This is a genomic window from Sporosarcina gallistercoris, from assembly GCF_050459885.1.
In the GTDB taxonomy this organism is placed as follows: domain Bacteria; phylum Bacillota; class Bacilli; order Bacillales_A; family Planococcaceae; genus Sporosarcina; species Sporosarcina gallistercoris_A.
The window spans coordinates 1-20,197 of record NZ_JBCMNO010000023.1; the positions used below are offsets into that span (position 1 = coordinate 1).

Consider the following 20,197-nt stretch of genomic DNA (forward strand, 5'->3'; position numbering starts at 1 on the left):
ATTTTCTACTTGCCAAATACAAGAAATGGCCAAAGAAGCGAAGCTGGCTGTTGAAGAAGGATACAGAATCCTAAAATTAAAGGTCGGAATCGATAAGAAACTTGATATTGAGCGCATCCAATCTGTACGTCAAGCAGTAGGATTCGACATATCTATTAAAGTAGACGCCAACCAAGGATGGGAAACAAGCGCGGATTCCATGTACGTCCTTGACCGGATCAAAGCGTGCGAGATTGATTGGATTGAACAACCAGTACTTGCTTCAGATATAGATGGCTTAAAAGAGATCAAACAAAAAGCAACAGTACCCGTCATGATAGACGAAGGACTACATGGCAAACAAGAAATGAATGAAATTACCGTGAAACGCGCAGTAGATATGATCAACATTAAATTGATGAAATGTGGCGGCCTCTATCCAGCAACTCAACTCGTTCACCAAGCCGAACTGGCCGGTTATACATGCCAGATCGGTTCGATGGTAGAGTCCGCCATAGCGTCAGCCGCAGGTTTGCATATTTCAATAGCAAAAAAACGCATCAAAAGTAACGAGCTCGTCGGACCCCTCATGTTCAGTAAAGATGTGGCCACATTAGACATTCAAGTTCCATTTGTCCATCTTAAAGAAACGCCTGGGCTTGGAATTGATGTGGATGAGTCAATACTAGAAGAGCTGACAAGTCACTATGTAAAGATTTGTTGATGCACCATTTTTCCTTATTCAAAAAGAAGAGCCTTCTACCAGTCTCTGAACCGAATTCCAAATGGGGTCACTTTTTTTAAGTGACTTTCATTTGGGGCTCGATTCATTGCTCGATAGAGGACTCTTCTATTCATTCATATCTCAAATTGTCTGATTAGCATTTTAATTGTGCGCAGTCCGAATACCTGGCACCTAAAGGTTTTCAAGTGAAGAGGAAGATTAAGGACTAAGTAGATGATCTGGAAACCTAAAAAAACACCCCGTAAATGTTAGTTGGTGTCTAACATTTACCGGGCAGTTCAGTAAAAAGAATTCCCAATTCATTCACATAACAAGTTATGCAGTTAGTGTATTAATTCTACAGTGCATAGGCATAATATTTTAAGCAGGGATTTTCCAATCTTAAGAAAGAATATTATCCACCAATAAAAATGTTATATTTTTCAAAAGGTTTTAAAGAAGTTATATTTAGTATTTGTATACGATATTTACTGTATGTTTTTTCCTTAGCTTCATAAATATCACTTTTCAATAAGGAATTAAAAACTAGATTATCATATTTATCAACTATTTTATACGCAATATTTGATAGTTGTATTGGCGCTTGCGTATTATTAATTAAGGTTAAAGCAACTAAGATGTATTTCCCATTAATACTCTCTATCTCTAAGTGTATTTCTGATTGACCCTCTTCAACAGAGTGATTGAATTGTTTCAAATCTATATTTTTGATGGGATTTAATGCTACTGAATATTGGATATTGCCAAAATCTAAATTTTTTCTATATTCATTTATAGAAAAGGAGAAATAAAAAGGGTCATCGTACCTTTTAAAGTATTCTGTTATTTCAAGACTAGTTAATTGAGGATTTATGTTAATAGTTGAAAGCATAACAATCTATTCTCCTAAAAAGATAAAACCCTCTAAATCGTAACTTAGAGGGTTTTAAATTATGTCAATTTAGCATCTTATGAAGCTGGGTTAAGAACAGAAACTTCAAAAGTTACAACTTTTCCGTTAGAAGTTACAAATCCTACTGTAGATGTACCTGCTGAGTATGTTTGAATTGCATCCCCAGTAAATGTTAATGTAGTTTTTGTGGATGTCCAAGAACCATTAATTCCAGCTTTTGGAGTTACTAATACTCCGTATTGATCTTTAATTTCAACATTAGCTTTAATTGCTTCAAGTGCTTGCTCTTTTGTTAAGCCATCAACTGTAATTTTAGCTTTCTCAGCTGTAGCTGTTGTAATAACAGGAGTTTCGGATTTAGCAGTAACAGTAGTTTCAGCTAATTTAGTAGCGCCTTGCCATAGAGCAATTGTTCCAGTTTCAGTAACATTTGCTGGAGTTCCTTGAGGGAATACAGCCCAAACCTTCATATCTGTTGTATCAGCTTTGATTGCTGAGTTTGTAGAAGTAAATGTTGCATACCCCTTTGGAAGAGCAACTTTGTTTCCAGATAGTAATCCTACTAATTTCAAATCTACTGCATGGTCAGAATCTTTATCATTAGTGGAAACACCATATAATGTAGGAACTTGTTCAATTGAGTAAGTTAAAACATCATCGGATTTGATTGTTTGTAAAGTAATGTTTTGAGTAGAAACTACGGCACCCGCAGCATCTTTCAACTCCGCTTTAATTTTGAAAGTCTTATCATTAGCAGTAGCTTTTAATGCAAGTCCATCTTTCAATTCAGATACTGTTTTATCACCTGATGTAAGACCAGTGAATGCTGTTCCTTCTACAGTGAAAGTAACCTTGTTAGTAGAAGTATCGATAGCATTGCCATATTGATCCTTAAATGCGAATTTTAGATTAACTACACCACCAACTTCAGCGTAATTTGCATCAGTTGAAACTGTAACACCAGCTGGAACTTTAGCATCTACAACAGTAATAGGAAGAGTAGCAGATTTACCAGTTGCGTTAACTGTAACTGTTACATTAGCAGTACCATTGTCTTCAGCTTTAAGTGAGATATAAGCTTTACCGTCGATTTCAACAATTTTTTGTGAATTAACAGATACTTTACTTGTGTTACCCGAAACTACAGTTAAACCAGAAGCTGCAGCAACGATATCGCTTGCTTTCATTTCTTTACCATAGTTATCAGTAAGTTTCAATTCTACATACACTGGGTTTTCACCCTTACCAGGATTGCTTGTTGGAGCAACAAGTACTGGTGCGTCAGCAACAGATGCACCATTTACTGAGAAAGTAATTTTTGAAGATGTACCAGTAGCATTAGCTATAGCAGTCAATGTTACTGATTTAGATCCACTGAATGAACCGAATTTAGCAATAACTAATTGAGCTTTACCATCGACTGTGTCAACTTTTACATCTGAAGGATCAACTACAGTGTTGTCAGAAGAAATGATAGTGAAACCATTAGCCGCAGCAGTCCCGACTACCAACTTTTCACCTTCACCAAATTGATTTTTAGCAGTATGCGGAATAACGACATTTGTGTCAACTTGTTCTAATGAAGTTTTGTTAGCTTTCAAAACTGGTTGACTTAATTCAATAGAACCAAGAGCTTTTGAATCACGAACATTGACAGTTTGTGTTGTAGTTTTTCCATAAGTTTTGTCAACAAGTGTTAAAGATAAAGTTGTAACATCATTAGATACGCCTGTTACGGTAATTACACCTTTATCAGATGGTTCATTAGCAGTAATAATTCCTCTGTTTGAAGTAACTGCAAACTTTTCTTTAGTGAAGTTAGTAGTAATGTCTTCACCATATTGGTTATATGCAGTATATGCTAACTTAACAGTAGTTGGGGCAGATGCATCTCTATATCCATTTACTGCAAGTTTAACTTCTTCAATTCGTTCAGGTGCTACAGTTACAGAACCTTTGTCTTTACCTTCTGCAAGTTCAACACCGCTAACAGCAACAGTATAATCACCAGCTGGAAGTACAACAGAAGAAGTTAATTCCACAGATTTTTTGTCATCGCTGAATTTCGCTGTAACAGGAATAACAATGGATCCACGTTTAACTTCAAATTTAGCTGCTGAAGTGTCAATTGCTTTATTGAAGTCAACTTTTAGTGTTTTAGTGTTAATCGCCTTTTCCGCTCGTTCCGCTAACTACAAAAAAGCTCCAATCCCTTGTGGCACAAAGGATTGGAGCTTTTGATGTTTTTTCAAAAATCACGTTAACGTCGCTCTTCGTGATCAACTGGGGCATAGTACGATAGAAACTACAGTGCTCTACACCAACCTTTCGCAGGATGAACAACGAGAGGTGTTAAAGAAAATGGATAAACAACCCGCAGAGAGAACTAAAAGTGAATAGGTGAGTTAGAAAAATGGAATGGGATTTGAAAATTCTGGGAATGCCTCGTAACGACAATGAATTAAGATGAAGTAATATTTTTCAGGAATTAAGACATGCATTGAATATTGATACCAGTGCTCCTACAGAAGTAGTTGTGGAAGATGACAGTATCATTCGTGAATTTTCATCCGTTCGTGCTTGCAAGTTGACAGAAGAGATTTCAAATGAAAATGAAAAACAATTGCGGGCGAGAATCATTCTTAGCCTGACAGGAGCGATAGAATGATTAGAAATCCTTACTGCGAATCAGAGATCTACTCCAATCCCCTTCTAGAAGCTATCCATTTATAGTATCCATAATAAACAAAACTATACCCCATAGCATTGTCTGGATTAGAAGACGATACTATGGGGTATATTCACGTTCAAATTTATTAGAAAGATACTGTGAGCCCCGCAGCACCCAATAGTTAGAGAAGAAGCCTAACAATTATTTAAATAAAAATGATCTCTTGAGCAACTCTCTTTTATCAATCATTAGAGCCTTTGATTATGTGAACGGATATCTGTATTTCGTCATACTCTAAAATTTCCACATCATCTGGAATCAAATGCTTATATGTCCTCAAATAATATTCACCCAGTGTTTCTTGGCGCTTTACACTGTAATCTCTTAAAATAAAAAATACTTTACGGTATTCTGCTGGCGCTAGTAAAAAATAGTACATTGCTTCATTCCAGACAGTCAACTTGGCACTTGGTACTTTATCGCCCGAAGTCCATCTATGCGATTTACATTCTACAATAACTTTTTCAAATTCATTTGATGCATTCCCTAAATCAAATGCATGGTTATTTTGAAATCATTAACACCAACAGGTAAACCAAAGCATTTACTGAGCATAATCCCTTGTTTTTGAAAGTATAGTCGCGCTACTTCTTCAAAATCCCTTCCAACGTGTGCATTACTGATAGAATTTACTCGTTGAAAATTATTCATAGCCATCCCCTTGCTTTACGTAACTCTTCAGATTCCACTACTAACTATGACTCAATTCTTCTTCATGAATTGTCCCTACTTCTGGCACAATACCTTTTTATGATGAGTGACTTGAAGATGTTAATGTATTGTCATTATTCCATTTATAGTTTGTCGATTTAAATTCGCAATCCCTAAAATGAGCATTGGTCTTTTGAAGTTTATTTTTATTAAGATTTATGACATGTCCGTAAAAGCCCTCTCCTTTACTAGCAATATCTGTCACGTAAACAAGGGATTGCTTTTCCGCCAAATGCCTCCCCTTATCCTTTTCAATCCGCATTTTACATATTCTAACTATTCTTACTACTGTTCCAACAGTTACAGATCCCTTTATATTACAAACATCACACATTCACTTTCCATCCCTTCGAATAGCCGAATTATTCGTTTAAGGATTATTTATTTTGTAACTTATCGACTATTTTTTCCTCCCACATAGGAAAATCCCATTTACGTGCAGCATATCCTCCATAACCATTGTACTTTTTCCTAACTTCACAAAATTGCTTACCTAGTTCTGTTAAATTCCAATTTCCTGGTTTACCATCGAGTAAACCCCTTTCTTTCAAAAGTAAATTCACCTCTCTTGCTGTCTTGCCTAAAACTTCTCCAAACATTTTGGCAGACATACTCATAAAGTATTTACCTCCTTTTTTATTAGCAGCGCATCTACTCTGCGACTTTTTGATTACCTTTTATTAAAAATATGACAAATAAGTATAAAGTACATTCAGCAACATTGGGCGAGTAGCTATATCAAAATTTGTATATCTAAAATACTCAACAACTTGGTCTGATTGAGATATAGAGCGATCACTTATTAAGCAATCGCGCCCGATTGCTGTACTAAATAAACTATCATTTCATGTTAATTGTATCAAACTCTTACATGAATTAATCGAATTGATTAAAAAATTATTATTTATCAAAACAAAAAAACATAAACTTTCGTGGGATCTCGTTCATTCATTATAAAATATCTAATTTCTTTTCTCGTTTCCATAAAATCGCGGTAAATATAATCACTATGATAATCATCGCACAATAAGAAATAAGTGACAGCCACTTCGGATTCCATATGGAAATCATTTTCGGTAGCAAAGGATACAATCCAATGATTAGAAATCCGACTACAAAAGGAATTTGGATGCCTATCAATGAAACCATATTCGGAACTAAGCTTGAAAATGCCATGGAAAGTAATGCAAAGACTAGCCCGATAATATAGATTCCTGCAATGCACAGCAATATGAATTGGAAGAATGTCGGGTCGAACCAAGAGACATTTCCAATAAAGGTATTAACTCGAACGTCAAAAAACATGGATGTGTTATTCAAAGAATATAAGCTAAAATACACGGTGAGCAGGGCTGTAATTACAATGAATGTCGCAATGACTCCTGCAAAGATTTTTGTTTTAAAAAGATTTCGTCCTTTTTTTGTTGTATATTGTAGTGGCACAAGTTGTCTCGAACGATCTTTCAAGATAGTTGGAGAGATGACTAGTACGACGCTGAATAGTATCGCGATACCAACATTTGCAATAAAACTTTGAAAATTTTCTATTGCACTACTCGTATATACACCAAATTTTTCTTGTGCAATCAATTCTTCGAAACGCTTTTTCTGTCGCTTATTAAATTCTTCTGTAATGGTTTCTTTATACTCAAAGAAATCAAGCACATGCTCTCTCGCCTGTAATTCCCAAAACAAATCGGTCGATTGATTGAAAAACAAATCATCACGAAGCTCACTTGCTTTTCCCGAAAGATTCACCCAGTCATAATCTCGAAGTTTTCCATACGTTTCCAGTCCCTCTTTAACGTATTCTTCTCTGGACTGCAAATAGTCGTCTGCCTTCTTAACTTCCTCAGCATATGTCTTTTTAAAGTCGATAAACTCATCTTCATCCATGGTCGCACCATATTTTTCAACCATTTCAATCCCCAAATTATAATAATAACTGTCACTGCCATTTGGGAAGTATTCAATATCGAACTCAATGAGTAGAAAATAGAGCACACTGTTAATAAAAATAAGCAATATAAGCATCTTCCACGTCAATATCTTCTTCAATTCATTCCATAATACACGCATTGTCACTACCCCCTTACTGAATGTCCATTTTTCTAAAGCGTTTATACGTTATGGTACAAAAAATAATCGTAATAATCGTCCAGTAGCTAATTGTCATCCATTCAAAGTTTTTGAACAGAATCAATCCGCTGCTTCCCATGAACGATTGCGATATTGCCATCGTTAGTGTTGATAATGTATATGATGATACGAAAAACAGGTTGGAGGACTTCGGCATGAAGGTTGGTAAAAGCCATGCTAGGATAAATAAAGTTGCAACGAGAAAAAATGTAATGTAACTGTTTTTCACTATGACAGCTAAGGAAAAGGTCAAACCTGAAAATAGTAACTGGATGATAAAAACAAGTATAAGTACTCCCACTAAAAACTCACCTACGGATAGATCCCACCAGGAGACATAAGGAAAAGGATTTTCCCAATTGAACGCACTGCTAATCGACGTTTTCCAAACATGTGAGTAATCGAATAGGAAGAAATATGTTCCGAGCGTAATTGTGAATAAAAATAGCGAAATAACTGTAGAAACTGCCAATGAAGCAGCCAACTTGTCCTTCATTAATCTTCTGCCGCGGCGTGTCGAGTATGTAAGCAGCTGTGTCCTGTTCTCAAACTCATACGTCGTAATTAGCGCGGTCATCAAGACTATCAACAGCAGTGACTCAATTATGATGTGCATGAATATCGTCTTGAAGAGAAAACTATGCATGAAATACGGCTTACCTGCAAAAAACCACTCTTTATGCTCTTCGTTTTTGATCATTTCCTTAAAACGTTTCGCAAACTCTTCATTTTCTCGCAAATAAGTTTCAGCGGCTTTTCCGCTTATCCCATAACCTTTTAGATCACCACGTGCCCCATCTTGCACATCAATTTCCGCATAACTATCGTCAATGGAATTTGCCATGCTAAAGTACATTTCCTTCAACTGCAAGCTATTGAAGAAATCCCATTCTTTATCACTGTAAAGCTCTTGCTCTTCATAACTTAAACCATCCAAAAAATCATAGATACTCTCAAATTGCTTACCGGTAATTTCCGTTAACCCTGAGAGGTCACTTTGAATGTCTATTTCAAACTGCTTCAGCGATTCCTCTGTTATTTCTCTGCCATATCGATCAATAATTTCATTCACCATTTTCAATTCTTTTTTATGGTCGGATGAACTGACGATGATGAAGATATTAAAAGCAGAGAAGACGATAAGTAATGCAATTAAAATAGGCGATGTCAGTGCCTTTTTACATTCATGAAGGAAAATGCGCATTAGTTTTCCCCTTCTAACTCATCACGGTATTCGTATAAGAATACATCCTCCAGTTGCGGAGGAACAGATGTCCAATCATCTTCAGAATTTCCTTTATGAATAAAACGAACGGTCATTTTTCCGTATTCCTGCTTTTCGGAAAGTAAGATGTATTTTTGTCGAAAGTATTCCAACTGGTCAAAGTCGATGGTTGTTTCAAAAACACTCCCATTTAACGTCGCACATATGTCTGCAACCGAATCTTTATAGAGCAACTGTTTATTTCTAATCATAATTATTTCATTTGCAATCGATTCAATATCCGATACGATATGCGTTGATATGATGACAAGACGATCACGAGCAAGATCCGTTAGCAAATGCCTGAAACGTGCACGTTCTTTCGGATCCAGTCCCGCTGTCGGCTCGTCCAAAATAAGAATTTCAGGATCATTCAGTAACGCTTGCGCAATGCCGACACGTTGAATCATCCCACCAGAAAACTTCTTCATCTTTTTATTCATCACTTCACTTAACGCCACTTTTTCTAATAATTCGTCAATCTTACTGAGGGCTTCTTTTTTCCCAATTCCTTTTAGCGCCGCCAAGTAGAGCAAGTATTGCTTAGGTGAATAGTTTTTGTAGTAGCCGAATTGCTGCGGTAAATAGCCGAGACATTCCCGATATCGGTCATCCATTTCGTTAATATTCTTTCCGTTATAAAAAATTTCCCCTTTGGTCGGGGATATCAATGTCGCCAACATTTTTATTAACGTTGTCTTTCCAGCTCCATTCGGTGCTAGTAAACCATAAAGACCATTCCCGAACTCGAGATTCACATTTTGTAATGTAGTAAAGTCCCCATATTGCTTGCTTACATCTTTTACAACAATCATTCGAATACCCCTTCCGTCTGCTTGAACTGTATTAATTTTTTCAAATACCGTACATACATAAATACAATTACGAGTAAAACTACTGCATTGACAACAATCGGTGTTTTCATAAGCAAATCATTATATAAGTTGACATTTATCGACTGTAAAACGAGATTTCCGATTGTCCATCCTATAATTGTGCCGACAACAATTACTGTCGTTCTTCGCTTCATCAACGCAAATAGTAAAAGAATGGAAAACAAAAATAAAGCAGTAATCGAAAGTAGAAACGCCCGCATGAATTGAATTTCTTCATATTGTATAGCTAGAATTGCTACGGCAATCGTATTTAGCACAATGGAAAACACACTGAAAACGAGCATCCTAAATGCGATAATTTGATAGACGTTATATTTACAAGACATTTCCACGTCATACGTATGATTCTGCGTTTTCCGTATATACGTGAAGATTGATAAGACCAGAAACAGAATTGGTGATAGTAAAAAGATGTAGCCATACATTTCATGAATTTCACTATAGTATGGAAGAAAGACAATCAATCCGATCATCATTGTAACTAGTAATGTAATGAATGTGATTTCCAAACGATCAGAGAATATATGCCGTAAGCCGACTTGCTGCATCATTGACTTCAAATACGAATGGAAATTTTGTTTAGGTTTCACGCCTACAGATACAATCTTCTCAATCTGAATCCGAACAGTTTGATCATCCAATTCAGGGACGTTAAATCTTTCCTTATTCACCGTTCCTCTCCTCCATTTCTGTACGTATCCTTTTTAAGGATGCATAGTATCTTGTTTTCACTGTCGACAAAGGAATGGATTCCATTGTAGCGATTTCTTTCAGAGTGTACTCTCCGAACAGTTTAAGTCGGATAATCTGTTGTGCGCTAGATTCTAACTCGTTTACGATTGCAGTCACTTTTTCAACATCTTCTTTGTATTCAAGTGAAATTACCATATCTACTTCGTCCATAATCTTGTAGTCATCAATTTGTCTAGCCATTTGCGTGTATCGATAAGATTTAGACCGATAGTAATCCACGATTTTATTCGACGCCAACCTGTAAAGCCATGTCCGAAACGAAGCTTTTTTCCGGTCATATGTATGAATGGATTGCAATGCACTGATGAATATTTCCTGTGTCAAATCCAGTGAGAGTTCATGATCCAATGTTTGTTTATAGCTAAATGAATAGATTTCTTTGTAATACTTGGAAACGAGTTCATTTGCTGCTGATTCACTCACATTCGTCTGTATTTGTTTAATCAATCGTTTTTCTTTGTCCATGATTCACCACATGCTTTCCACATATCATTGTCTCTTAAGTATATTCGTAATTAGTCTGCAAAAAGTTTGGCGATTTGTAAATAAATAAAAAAGGTCTCCATTTGGAAACCCTTTATTCATATAATCAGCACTGAAACTACTGAAAACTATGTCCGTTTTATTGAATTTGCTGTTTGTAATTGCACTTGATAGAATATGCAATACATGTATCGGTCTAATCATCACTAAATACAACGATTTATGGTCAATCACATGACCTCTGAACTGTTCGTCAAATGCACCAATGATAACTCTTCTCCCACAATCTGGCCCGTTTGTTGAAAGAGGACAAATCCTTCTTCAAGAATCGCGCCCGTTAATTTAAGACAAATAAGGGTTTTCAATTCACTTGTGATCAGTTTTTGCATTTACTTTTTTCTTCAAAATTTTTCTCCCAATATATTCCGCAACTATAATTCCCAATACAATATAAGTTACCAATACCCAGCGTTGTGTTCGATCATCAAGACTGGATTGAGTAATGATAAAAGCAAATACAACACCAATTACGGCATATATACACCGATATTTATATATACCTTTCATTTTCTCCCTCCTCTGAATAAACTACTCAGATAATATTTTCCCTTTATTCACATTTTCAATCGACAGTTTCAAAGAATCTAGATTTTAATAGCTTCTTAAGCTGGCCCGATTAAGGAATACTTATTACTTTTTTTGATCTTATTAACTTAGTAATGACTAGAATAATTACTACAATTATTAGAAACAGACCTAAGTAGAATAACCCTGTTCCGATGGGATAGTTTATCGCATATTCTTTTTGAAGCTCCAACAGCTCTTAACTACTTACAAGATCTATATCTTGTATAGGGAAAAATATGGCTAGTAATATGAATCCTATTACTATTAAACAAAATGATAAAAAAGTTAAGCAGTAAAGCGTTATTTTAGTGACTGGCCGACAAGAAATTATCCCTGATTGGTTTAAAGAAAAAGATGATGGCATCGAGTCAAATGAAAAAGAATCTGATGCTGAAGTGGAGAACAAGCGACAAGGTTTGCTAAAGAAATTGGAAGATCTGAGAAGAAAATAAACGTGGTAAATGTAGCTTATTCCTAAATTATTTGAACAAAGTTGCTGGATAATTTTTATCACCTATGTGCCCAGAAACTACAAAAGCAGTTTCCGGATGATTTACAGCGACAGAAGAGAAAATTAAGGAATTGATAAGAACAATTCATGGAAAATTTGATTTGAAATGTGTTCCGAAAGCTATCGAAATTTATCGGGTATCTGATTATTAACGAGCGGTATTAGTTTCTCTTTTTCTCAGCCTCTGCGGGTAAAATGCGGAGCATTATTTACAGCCGGAGGACGCCCTTCGGAGCACCTGACAAGTGTCAGTGTATAGATGGGCACTCGCCCTTTTCAGAGTGATCCTAGTTAACAGAAAGGAGATTTGAGTTATGCAGTTTCCAAAGGTTTTAACAATTGCTGATTTGTCTACTCGATGGGAAATGCCAAGACAAAGTAGCCATGAGAAAAAGGACGGTAATGATTTTCCGGAGCCGATTCAGTTTGTTGGAAATGGACGAACTGCTTTGTATTTGGAAAGTGATATTGAAACGTACGAAGGAAAACATCCCTGGATTAAGTCACCAGATTGGAGACGCAGCAGACAACGTTTTATTTGGTCTTTGAAGCAAAATGAATATGAGAATTAAAATTAAAAGCTTTTAAAGGACTTTTACAGGTCTTTTAAGGGCTTTTAAATATTTTAAAGGTATTTATAAGATAAGGAAAAGGCTAAAGCGCAATCAAGGGGCTTTAAAAGGGCTTTAAAACGATGTGAAAAGGAATGGACCGTTTGAAGAACATAACAAACGGAATGATCCATGGAATGTGCCTGCTTGCAGGTCTGCCTTGACATGCAATTTTCCGTGATAAACTTTCTACTAGCGAGCCGCCTTCATTTTTTATAAGGTGGCTCTGGCTCGCGAAACTCACGGAAAAGGTTCTTGCGTGTCAAGACCACATGGAATGGAAGAACGTATTTGTTTGTCTCGAAGGGGCAAGGTCTGTTTTTCATCTTTGATATTCTTTTGGATTTCTATTTTTTAACCCCTGCAGGAAACCCAATATACGCAGTGATTTTCCTAGAAAAAATCACTGCGTATATATGGGCACTCAGTTTTAACTTCGTGATTTTGTCTTTCGGCATAGGTTGTTTACTAGAAAGCCTTACAGGGGTACAGTCAGGGAAATGCGGATTCACAATGTTAAGTAGCTTACAGCAAAAAAAGATTTCCTCACAAACGATAGGAAATCTTTTTTTAATTAGACTTATTCCGCAATCGCGCCCGTTTGCTTAAGTTCCCCATTAGTATTTCTCGATTTTTATTGTTATATTTTCTTCGCTAATTGTTACGTTTTCTGCTTCAGAAACTTTCTTTATAGAATCCTCAACTATTTGTTGGATCATCGTATCATCAACTTTTACATCCTTTGGGAAACCTACTGATACAGAAATTTCTTTAACATTACCACCTAACGTTATTGCTATTGACTCACTATCAATCTCTGTTTTTTCTGTAATAGCTGCTATTATTTCATTTTGTAATTCTGTTAATAATTCAGCATCCCCCTGATCATCAACTACTACTTCCTGCTCGTTATCGGTCAATACTAATTCTGATGCTTCTTCTTTCTCTCCATTACACCCAACTAAAAAAATTGAACTGAACAATACTCCTGAAATTATAGCTTTTTCAATCATTTCTAGTCCCACCCTTTCAAAAGTTACGAATTCCACAACAATTTTCCATTCATAAATTTGACGATATTTATTGGTGGAAGTTTCAAATTAAAATACAATCTTCCACAACTGGCCAAAGTTATGCGATTAAGCCTTGTTAAGTAAAAAATATAAAATCCCCTTTCTTCTTAGTACCTTTTCGCATCCTCAAAAAGAACAAAATAGCAAGAGATAGATTGATTAACCCATTAAAAAGAAAAGCAAAGGTGAAATATTTCCCTCCTACTGTTGGTGAACTATATATTGTTAAACCTAATAAAACGTGGATTATGCTAATTGCAGAAAGAAAGACTGTTAATCTTTTGATGTTATTTTTAAGTAGTAAGTAACCGCTTAAAGTTGCGATATAAGATAAGCTAAATAGAATTAATATAGGATACACAGGATGAAATTTTGCTGCATAGATAAAATAGTCTAATTGTGATATATCGGAGTTATTTGTAATCTGTCCATTAAATACTGTTGAAAATAATGCAGTGTGCTTCCACTCCCACGGGACGTCCTTAATTGCGCTCCCTTCATACCATGCTATAAACGTTGAAAAAGCTAATAGCATTGAGGCTATTAAGTATTGAACGGCATATTTCATGACTTCCCCCTTATTTATTTTAAGATGCTTCCCATCTTGAATAATTTGGATCGTTTGAAGTGATACCCTAATTCATCAATAACTGTTAAAATGCGGTGTACCATGACAATGGTGACTGTTTAATAATAAAAGTTAGTAAAACAGAAAAAAGTATTATCAACATCATCTGCTTCGGCTCTTTATAAAAAATTATACATAAAACGCAATACATAATTAGTTCTGTAATATAATTCAGATACACATAGAATATACCCACTCCCACTGAAAGACTTAACATTAATCCCATGGGAAATGCAGGTAAAATAAAAGCTGAGCGACTGTTATTTTTAGCGAACCATACAATAGCCGCTAAAAAAGGGGAAGCTAAGGCTATAACGCCCCAGTATAAAATATAACTTGTCGAAAAAACACCAAACAACATCGCAGAGTATACGTAATAACCACTAAGCATTCCTAGAAAGAAAATCATTGTATGGATGCCCGCTCGAATTGGAGTTTTACTATATGCCGCTATTAATGTCCCGATAAATACCCAAATGCCCAATCTGGTGAATACATCACTAAAGTAAGGCACGGAATCTAAGTACTTGGTAATTACACCAAAGCCAAGACTTGCAAATAACAAAGATATGAGGATTGCTATTCTTCTTTTCAAATTCCCCACTCCAATTTCCCAAACACATTTTCTGTCAGCTTATTTACATAAAGAACGAGACAATACGTCTCTCAATAAACTGGCCCGTTTGTTGAATTGTATCATCTTTCAATGCCCCATAAATGCTTATCGTTGTAAATCAGCATTTTTCTGACGCTCCCCCTTACAAGCGTTTTTAGATACGGAGATCAGAGACAGGAGATTCCAGAGGTAAGGGGAAAGTATTTCAAAAGCCCTCAGGAGCTTTTAAGAGCTCCTGAGGGCTTTTGATGTGTGTGCATTTGATATTGGCCAGACAGTTTTAGAAAGTTATTTGCAAATCTACTTTTTTTTTTTGAACAATCGTTGCCACCATGACTTTTTTTCTGGTGTGTCTGAAGCAGCAGCAAGTTGTTTTTGGCTTTCATCTATCGCTGAACGCAATTGTTGCGTTAATAATCGATCACGCATTTCAATCGTGTCGCTCATTCTTTTTTCCAATGCATCCAGAAGGATTTCCCTCTCGTCTTCAATTGCCTTTTTTACAATATCCTCTACTTCACGCTTTGATAAACGCATGGTTTCAGAATAAACGCTAGGCATCTTTTGGGCGTTTTCATTCTCAAAATCTCTTGTTGCTACTGCATTTATGGAGTCTTTGAATGGGACTGAATTGACGAGAAGTTTCTTCGGTTCTCTGAACGCTTTAAAATCGCGTTCGTAGTAGATACGCTGCTCTTTTTCATTGCGTTGAAATGAGTACCCTTGTTTCTCCAATTCGATGGACCACCTTCTAAGCGTCGATGTCGTGATTTCCAATTCAATGGCAACATCTTTTGAGAAGTACCCAAATTCATTTTCCATAGGTTTATTTCACCTCGCAATTCAATTCTATAAGACTTTTACAAAACCTTTTAGAATGCCGAATGAGCTTAGTTACATTCAAAAAAGACAACCGGATTAATGACCGATTGTCTTTTTGAATGCATAATGAATAAGAACTCTTTAATTAAATCCTCTTGATTAAGTTTGACTCTACTTCTGTTGTTCAATTTCATAATCATCAATTATCGCATAATAAATCAAATACACGACTACAAAGGATAAGAACGATCCTAGTAAAGAAATATCAATCTTTGAAAAATAGTTATCTACCAGCAATTTAAATATATAAGTGCTTAATATCGCTTGTATGCAGTAATTAAAAATCATAGTTCCCTTTGATACAGCTATTTTTTTCTTCTTAATAAAAATTATAATTTTAGACAGTATATCTAAAATAAGTGTAATGAGATATATCACAAGCAATATAAAACCAAAATACATTACATTTTTCATAAAACTATCTGAAAATGTAATCTCAATCAAATTAGCTTTGTTAAACATTTCATATAAGCCATACATCCCGAAAAAGGGAAGTATTAAAAACGCCATAGTAACAATTATAACAATTAATGATACGGTAATAATTGCTAGAATAGACGCGATATCCCTTTTATTACTTTTAGTAGTTGACAAATTATCCCTCCAAAGTTACGGTTATTTTGTAGTTATTTCCAAAAAAATATTTATAAAAAGGAGAATTTTGATTTGAATACGTTACTTAAAAACAAGACAGCTTTTACATCTATTATTTTCAGTCTTATTGCCATGTTAACTCTAAGCGTTATTTTACCTGGTTTTGCAACCAAAGCAAGTGCTAGTTCAATAGAGTCGACAGGTAATGAAGCGCTAGTCACTGATTTAAACCTTTTACAAGAAAGTTTAGAGGACAACCCGAACTTTCTTGCTGATCTAGAAAAAGCAAAAGGCTTATACTACTCAAGCATTGGACTAACATACAAAGATGAAGTTCAAGCAAGAGGCGTTGTTACTGCTCCTCTTAAAGCTTTAAAAGCTTTAGGCGTAACAGTTAAACATGGAGGTACTGCTCTTTCTTGGTTATTAAAACCATTTAGCAAAAAATACAGTGTTTTGGTAAAAAGATACAGCAGACAGATATCAAACGTATTGGCAAAACCGGAAAACGGTAGTAAAGCATATATAGAAAAACAATTAATTAAAGCTGGAGTCCCTAAGAGTGACGCTAAAACATTAGTATATTGGATTTTCATGGTAGTATAAACAAAAAAACCTTACTAAATTAGTAAGGTTTTTTTGTTTATACTATGAATATAGTTTAATTGTAACAAAATTTGTTGGAAAACATCAAATCATAGTTTGTGAATCAATAAATTAACTCAAGTAAGCGGTCAGTATTTCATTGTTTTCTTTGCAGCTTTTAAAACACCTCTCAAGTCCCTTATAACCCTATTGCAACTTAAAATGATATAAACACTCGTATTTTATTTCAAAGGTTCTCTATGAGCTTACTGTGAGTTTTCACAGCTATATCTAGTAAACTTTAAGAGTTGGACATGCTTTTTTCTAGTAACTCTCTTTTTGAAAATATTAGCTTTGATTTCTGATAGAAAAAGGGAAATGAATATTCCTGATTTTTAACCAACACCACCAACTGCTTTTGTTTGTTGTTGTTTTAAGTACTTATTGTTTAAGATCAGGCTGAATCTGAATTAGCCATGATCATCAGATATGTGAATGTAGAAGAATCGGTAAAAAAGCCACTTGGTTTTATAAAATCGCAAATTAAATTAGCATGGGAAGCTTTCGAGCAATAACCTTTTGCAGTTCCCCCCGATAGTAGAATTCATTGGTATAAGTTATGCTAAACGATTAACTTCTCTTTTTAAAAAACAATAATATGACATTCCATATCAATCCAATAACAATGCATGATATTGAAATGTAAAGTATAAGCCAATAAAAGCCTCCTGCTTGAACCGTGAACTCTGCCAAAATAAATACTATGATTCCAAAAAATAAATACATGTGAGGCAATACAAATCTATCCATTGCTCTTGCCCCTTCCTGATTACCTAGAATGTTCTTATTTAACTGGCCTGTCTCGACGCAGAGGAAGCCTTTCAGAGCGTTACCTCCTCATTCGACTTCTCGATATACCCCTTCCGTTTTTAGGAAACCTAAAACTGACAAATCTTTACCGAAATTGTGTGGCCACTTTTCATTTGAGTTAGGAGCATTTCGCACCCATTATCGCTCCCTATTACATAACAAGTCAGTCAATTTGTCTTTAAAATTGTTACAACAACTTTTATAGACCAAATAAATCTGAGATTTTTATCTTTTTTAAGTCTTTTAAAGTAACAGAACGTCCAGCGTGCCGCGGATCCCCATGCTCAGTAAAAGTGCTAATAGCATTCTTAATGTCTAAAACATATAGATTGTCTTCATGTAATGTAGAAAGTAAATCAACAATGCGCAGAACTTCTTTGTAATAAAACAAATTAGGAATAGTTTTAACTTCTGGTTTCCCCCAAGCTAATACAATTAGGCTCTTATTCTCCATTTCCACTTTCAGCTTGGCTTCATTTAGTTTTTGAACTCTATCTAGAACATTTGCTACGTGTAAATCCCTAATTTTTGTTTTAGTCGATTTTGTATTACTGGCATAAACGGGTAAAACATTACAAATGGTAATATTTTTAATTGGTTGTTTATGTACCTGATAGTCATAAAAAAAATCTATTAGTTTATTAACGGTACTATCTGATGTATTCGCGTTGGCTTCTGATGGGTTCATTAATACAATACCTACTGACAAACCCTCTCTTCGGTTAAGAAATGGAATTGTTAAAGAATATCGGACATCTACATCTCCTATAAAAGTTTCTTCATCAATAGCAATTACAGTTTGATCAACTTTTGTTAAGTCGTACGTTTTAGCCATTTTCCCACTCCTATTTGGTTACTATAAGAAATACAAACCGAGAATCAAATTAAAGAAATGTTAATTTCAAAATAAATATTGTTCAGTATTTAGTTTTCTACGCTATATAAAAATTGTTCCATAAATACACGGCCCAATTGTTGAATACTATGATTAATCTCTTTTATTAGTATTATATCAGAATTGTCCATTTATAAATATTAAAAGAATCTTCATATCAAATGTATCCTTTCCCCCCTATACTCCCAATATATTAAAATAGATTGTCAATGACTTAATCGCCAAATATCCCCAGTTCTCACCCGTCTACCTCTGATATCATATTGTTCCTGAAAACTTACAGCATTTTTGAAACTGCCAATGAGAATCAGTTGAACCTACAGAACTACCTGATACAACTTCCCCGATGGGTTTTACAGATCCATAGGCGTTGAATTCATTACTTCCTGGGTCAGATAGTTTGGCCAGATGATTGCCACGTGTCAAAGAAATTTAAATAAATCATAACTTAGACTCGCATAACAATCTAAGTGGATTCTATTTAGTTCTTGCTTGTCTACAAAACCTCCTAAATTAGATATCGTCCTCACCCGGTTGAATGGATGATGACGTTACTTGTATTCTTGATTTTAATATCTGCTTGAAATGCTGGTTGATTCGCATGTGAAGGCAAAAGAATAGTTCTATAATAAGTGAATGTAGAGTTGAAAGTTAAATAGAAAGGCCCTCCGACCGATTTCTCGATTAGAGGTCCTTCGCTTTCATTCACATATTAAAATAACTAATTAGTGTTTGAATTGTGCAGCGCACGCGCATTTATAACAATATTATAGTTTTGCAAAACCTGTACCGTCCACCTCAACCGAATGATGCGGTTGAAGAATGACAATGTAGAAACCTGCATGGCTGTCCCCTGCATGTGTCTTCAACTTACATCCATTTGTCATACATTTCTTTTCGGGCGTGGTTAAACAATCGAGCGTACAGTTGAGTGGTCGCTGGCCTCTGGTGTCCAAGCAGCTGTTGAATGGCTTCGCCGGGCATCCCTTTTTGAGCAAGGTGTGCAGCGAACGTATGCCGTAGCATATGTGGATGTACATGAAACCCCAACCGTTCGGAATATACCTGGAAGTTCGCATTAATTTTTTGTCGACGTATTCGATTAGTTGCGTCATGATTAATAAACACATACGGCAATTCATCGGTCCGACTTGCTAAGTATGCCTGAACATACTGAAGGCTCTCCAGGCTGATCAAGACGATTCTCCCTTGATTTCCTTTGCCATCCGGAATGTGAATACTTCGATCCGTTTCATTGATGTCTTCTTTTTTCATTGCGACCAGCTCACTCATTCGAATCCCTGTTGAGACAAACATTTCGACGATGGCCCGTTCCAACAAACTATGTTGGACACAGGCACGGAGTTGCACAAGTTCAGATTTCGATAAATAGATCGGTACTTTGTCAGGAATCTTTGGGTACGGGATCGACTGGACGGGATTCGTGGCAATCCATCCTTCTTCCAAACAATACTTAAAAAAGGTTTTGACCCCGATTAACTTACCATTTATAGTAGTCGGTTTGTAGCCTTTTTCCTCTAACCACATCAACCAGTTTCGAATATCTTTTCGGGTTATCTCTTGAAACGGCTTCCCCGTCTGTTCGAATAGTTGGTAGATGTCAAATTGGTAATTTTGAATCGTGGTGGATGCCAATCGAAGCTGATAATCGTTTTTAAACTGCTCAATAGTATCATTCGTCATTATTCTCT

General features: G+C 35.6%; 22 protein-coding genes. 5 read left to right on the plus strand and 17 right to left on the minus strand.

Annotation, left to right across the window (positions count from 1 at the left end):
* The coding region (locus ABE021_RS13500) for a mandelate racemase/muconate lactonizing enzyme family protein (RefSeq protein WP_430289328.1) at positions 1-703 on the plus strand (703 nt) is incomplete at its 5' end.
* A 415-nt stretch (positions 704-1,118) separates the two neighbouring features.
* Here the strand turns inward: ABE021_RS13500 and ABE021_RS13505 are convergent.
* Complete coding sequence (locus ABE021_RS13505) at positions 1,119-1,595, minus strand: hypothetical protein (protein WP_430289329.1); 477 nt, start codon at positions 1,593-1,595, stop codon at positions 1,119-1,121.
* 77 nt (positions 1,596-1,672) lie between these two features.
* Positions 1,673-3,658, minus strand: a complete 1,986-nt coding sequence (locus tag ABE021_RS13510; protein WP_430289331.1) for a hypothetical protein — start codon at positions 3,656-3,658, stop codon at positions 1,673-1,675.
* Positions 3,659-4,116: 458 nt separating this feature from the next.
* On the opposite strand from ABE021_RS13510, the gene ABE021_RS13515 reads away from it, so the two are divergent.
* Positions 4,117-4,284: a hypothetical protein gene (locus tag ABE021_RS13515; protein ID WP_430289332.1), complete on the plus strand. Its 168-nt coding sequence runs from the start codon at positions 4,117-4,119 to the stop codon at positions 4,282-4,284.
* A 1,151-nt stretch (positions 4,285-5,435) separates the two neighbouring features.
* Here ABE021_RS13515 and ABE021_RS13520 read toward each other — a convergent pair.
* The 8 genes from ABE021_RS13520 to ABE021_RS13555 all read right to left on the minus strand — a co-directional run bounded on the left by ABE021_RS13520 (position 5,436) and on the right by ABE021_RS13555 (position 11,160).
* Positions 5,436-5,675: a hypothetical protein gene (locus tag ABE021_RS13520; protein WP_430289334.1), complete on the minus strand. Its 240-nt coding sequence runs from the start codon at positions 5,673-5,675 to the stop codon at positions 5,436-5,438.
* A gap of 334 nt (positions 5,676-6,009) precedes the next feature.
* On the minus strand, positions 6,010-7,137 hold the full coding sequence (locus ABE021_RS13525; protein ID WP_430289335.1) for a hypothetical protein: 1,128 nt from the start codon (positions 7,135-7,137) through the stop codon (positions 6,010-6,012).
* Between the two features lie 13 nt (positions 7,138-7,150).
* Positions 7,151-8,401: a hypothetical protein gene (locus tag ABE021_RS13530; protein WP_430289336.1), complete on the minus strand. Its 1,251-nt coding sequence runs from the start codon at positions 8,399-8,401 to the stop codon at positions 7,151-7,153.
* Positions 8,401-9,276 carry an ABC transporter ATP-binding protein gene (locus tag ABE021_RS13535; protein ID WP_430289337.1) on the minus strand — a complete coding sequence of 292 codons (876 nt, stop codon included), beginning with the start codon at positions 9,274-9,276 and terminating at the stop codon, positions 8,401-8,403. Before ABE021_RS13535 ends, ABE021_RS13530 begins: the two co-directional genes overlap by 1 nt.
* Positions 9,273-10,028: a hypothetical protein gene (locus ABE021_RS13540; RefSeq protein ID WP_430289338.1), complete on the minus strand. Its 756-nt coding sequence runs from the start codon at positions 10,026-10,028 to the stop codon at positions 9,273-9,275. Before ABE021_RS13540 ends, ABE021_RS13535 begins: the two co-directional genes overlap by 4 nt.
* Positions 10,021-10,575 carry an RNA polymerase sigma factor gene (locus ABE021_RS13545; RefSeq protein WP_430289339.1) on the minus strand — a complete coding sequence of 185 codons (555 nt, stop codon included), beginning with the start codon at positions 10,573-10,575 and terminating at the stop codon, positions 10,021-10,023. Before ABE021_RS13545 ends, ABE021_RS13540 begins: the two co-directional genes overlap by 8 nt.
* Before the next feature lie 248 nt (positions 10,576-10,823).
* Positions 10,824-10,982, minus strand: a complete 159-nt coding sequence (locus ABE021_RS13550; RefSeq protein ID WP_430289340.1) for a hypothetical protein — start codon at positions 10,980-10,982, stop codon at positions 10,824-10,826.
* Positions 10,960-11,160, minus strand: coding sequence for a hypothetical protein (locus ABE021_RS13555; RefSeq protein WP_430289342.1), 201 nt, complete (start codon positions 11,158-11,160; stop codon positions 10,960-10,962). The genes ABE021_RS13550 and ABE021_RS13555 overlap by 23 nt, the downstream gene beginning before the upstream one ends.
* Before the next feature lie 368 nt (positions 11,161-11,528).
* Between ABE021_RS13555 and ABE021_RS13560 the strand changes: the two genes are divergently transcribed.
* The gene (locus tag ABE021_RS13560) at positions 11,529-11,672 is read left to right on the plus strand and encodes a hypothetical protein (RefSeq protein WP_430289344.1); all 144 of its coding nucleotides are present in this window, start codon (positions 11,529-11,531) and stop codon (positions 11,670-11,672) included.
* 373 nt (positions 11,673-12,045) lie between these two features.
* Positions 12,046-12,303, plus strand: a complete 258-nt coding sequence (locus ABE021_RS13565; RefSeq protein ID WP_430289345.1) for a hypothetical protein — start codon at positions 12,046-12,048, stop codon at positions 12,301-12,303.
* A gap of 656 nt (positions 12,304-12,959) precedes the next feature.
* On the opposite strand, the gene ABE021_RS13570 is transcribed toward ABE021_RS13565, so the two are convergent.
* The 5 genes from ABE021_RS13570 to ABE021_RS13590 all read right to left on the minus strand — a co-directional run bounded on the left by ABE021_RS13570 (position 12,960) and on the right by ABE021_RS13590 (position 16,135).
* Positions 12,960-13,355: a topoisomerase gene (locus tag ABE021_RS13570; protein ID WP_430289347.1), complete on the minus strand. Its 396-nt coding sequence runs from the start codon at positions 13,353-13,355 to the stop codon at positions 12,960-12,962.
* 136 nt (positions 13,356-13,491) lie between these two features.
* Positions 13,492-13,983, minus strand: coding sequence for a YjdJ family protein (locus tag ABE021_RS13575; protein ID WP_430289350.1), 492 nt, complete (start codon positions 13,981-13,983; stop codon positions 13,492-13,494).
* Positions 13,984-14,068: 85 nt separating this feature from the next.
* Positions 14,069-14,647: a DUF6518 family protein gene (locus tag ABE021_RS13580; protein WP_430289352.1), complete on the minus strand. Its 579-nt coding sequence runs from the start codon at positions 14,645-14,647 to the stop codon at positions 14,069-14,071.
* Between the two features lie 312 nt (positions 14,648-14,959).
* Positions 14,960-15,481 carry a MerR family transcriptional regulator gene (locus ABE021_RS13585; RefSeq protein ID WP_430289354.1) on the minus strand — a complete coding sequence of 174 codons (522 nt, stop codon included), beginning with the start codon at positions 15,479-15,481 and terminating at the stop codon, positions 14,960-14,962.
* Positions 15,482-15,652: 171 nt separating this feature from the next.
* Positions 15,653-16,135 (minus strand): SepA family multidrug efflux transporter, encoded by a 483-nt coding sequence (locus tag ABE021_RS13590; RefSeq protein ID WP_430289356.1) that lies wholly within the window; start codon positions 16,133-16,135, stop codon positions 15,653-15,655.
* A gap of 72 nt (positions 16,136-16,207) precedes the next feature.
* On the opposite strand from ABE021_RS13590, the gene ABE021_RS13595 reads away from it, so the two are divergent.
* Entirely contained in the window at positions 16,208-16,741 is a 534-nt protein-coding gene (locus tag ABE021_RS13595) for a hypothetical protein (protein ID WP_430289358.1), read from the plus strand.
* 1,048 nt (positions 16,742-17,789) lie between these two features.
* On the opposite strand, the gene ABE021_RS13600 is transcribed toward ABE021_RS13595, so the two are convergent.
* Both ABE021_RS13600 and ABE021_RS13605 read right to left on the minus strand, forming a co-directional pair.
* Positions 17,790-18,425, minus strand: coding sequence for a DUF1643 domain-containing protein (locus tag ABE021_RS13600; RefSeq protein ID WP_430289360.1), 636 nt, complete (start codon positions 18,423-18,425; stop codon positions 17,790-17,792).
* 930 nt (positions 18,426-19,355) lie between these two features.
* Positions 19,356-20,189 carry a tyrosine-type recombinase/integrase gene (locus tag ABE021_RS13605; protein WP_430289362.1) on the minus strand — a complete coding sequence of 278 codons (834 nt, stop codon included), beginning with the start codon at positions 20,187-20,189 and terminating at the stop codon, positions 19,356-19,358.
* Positions 20,190-20,197 lie beyond the last annotated feature (8 nt).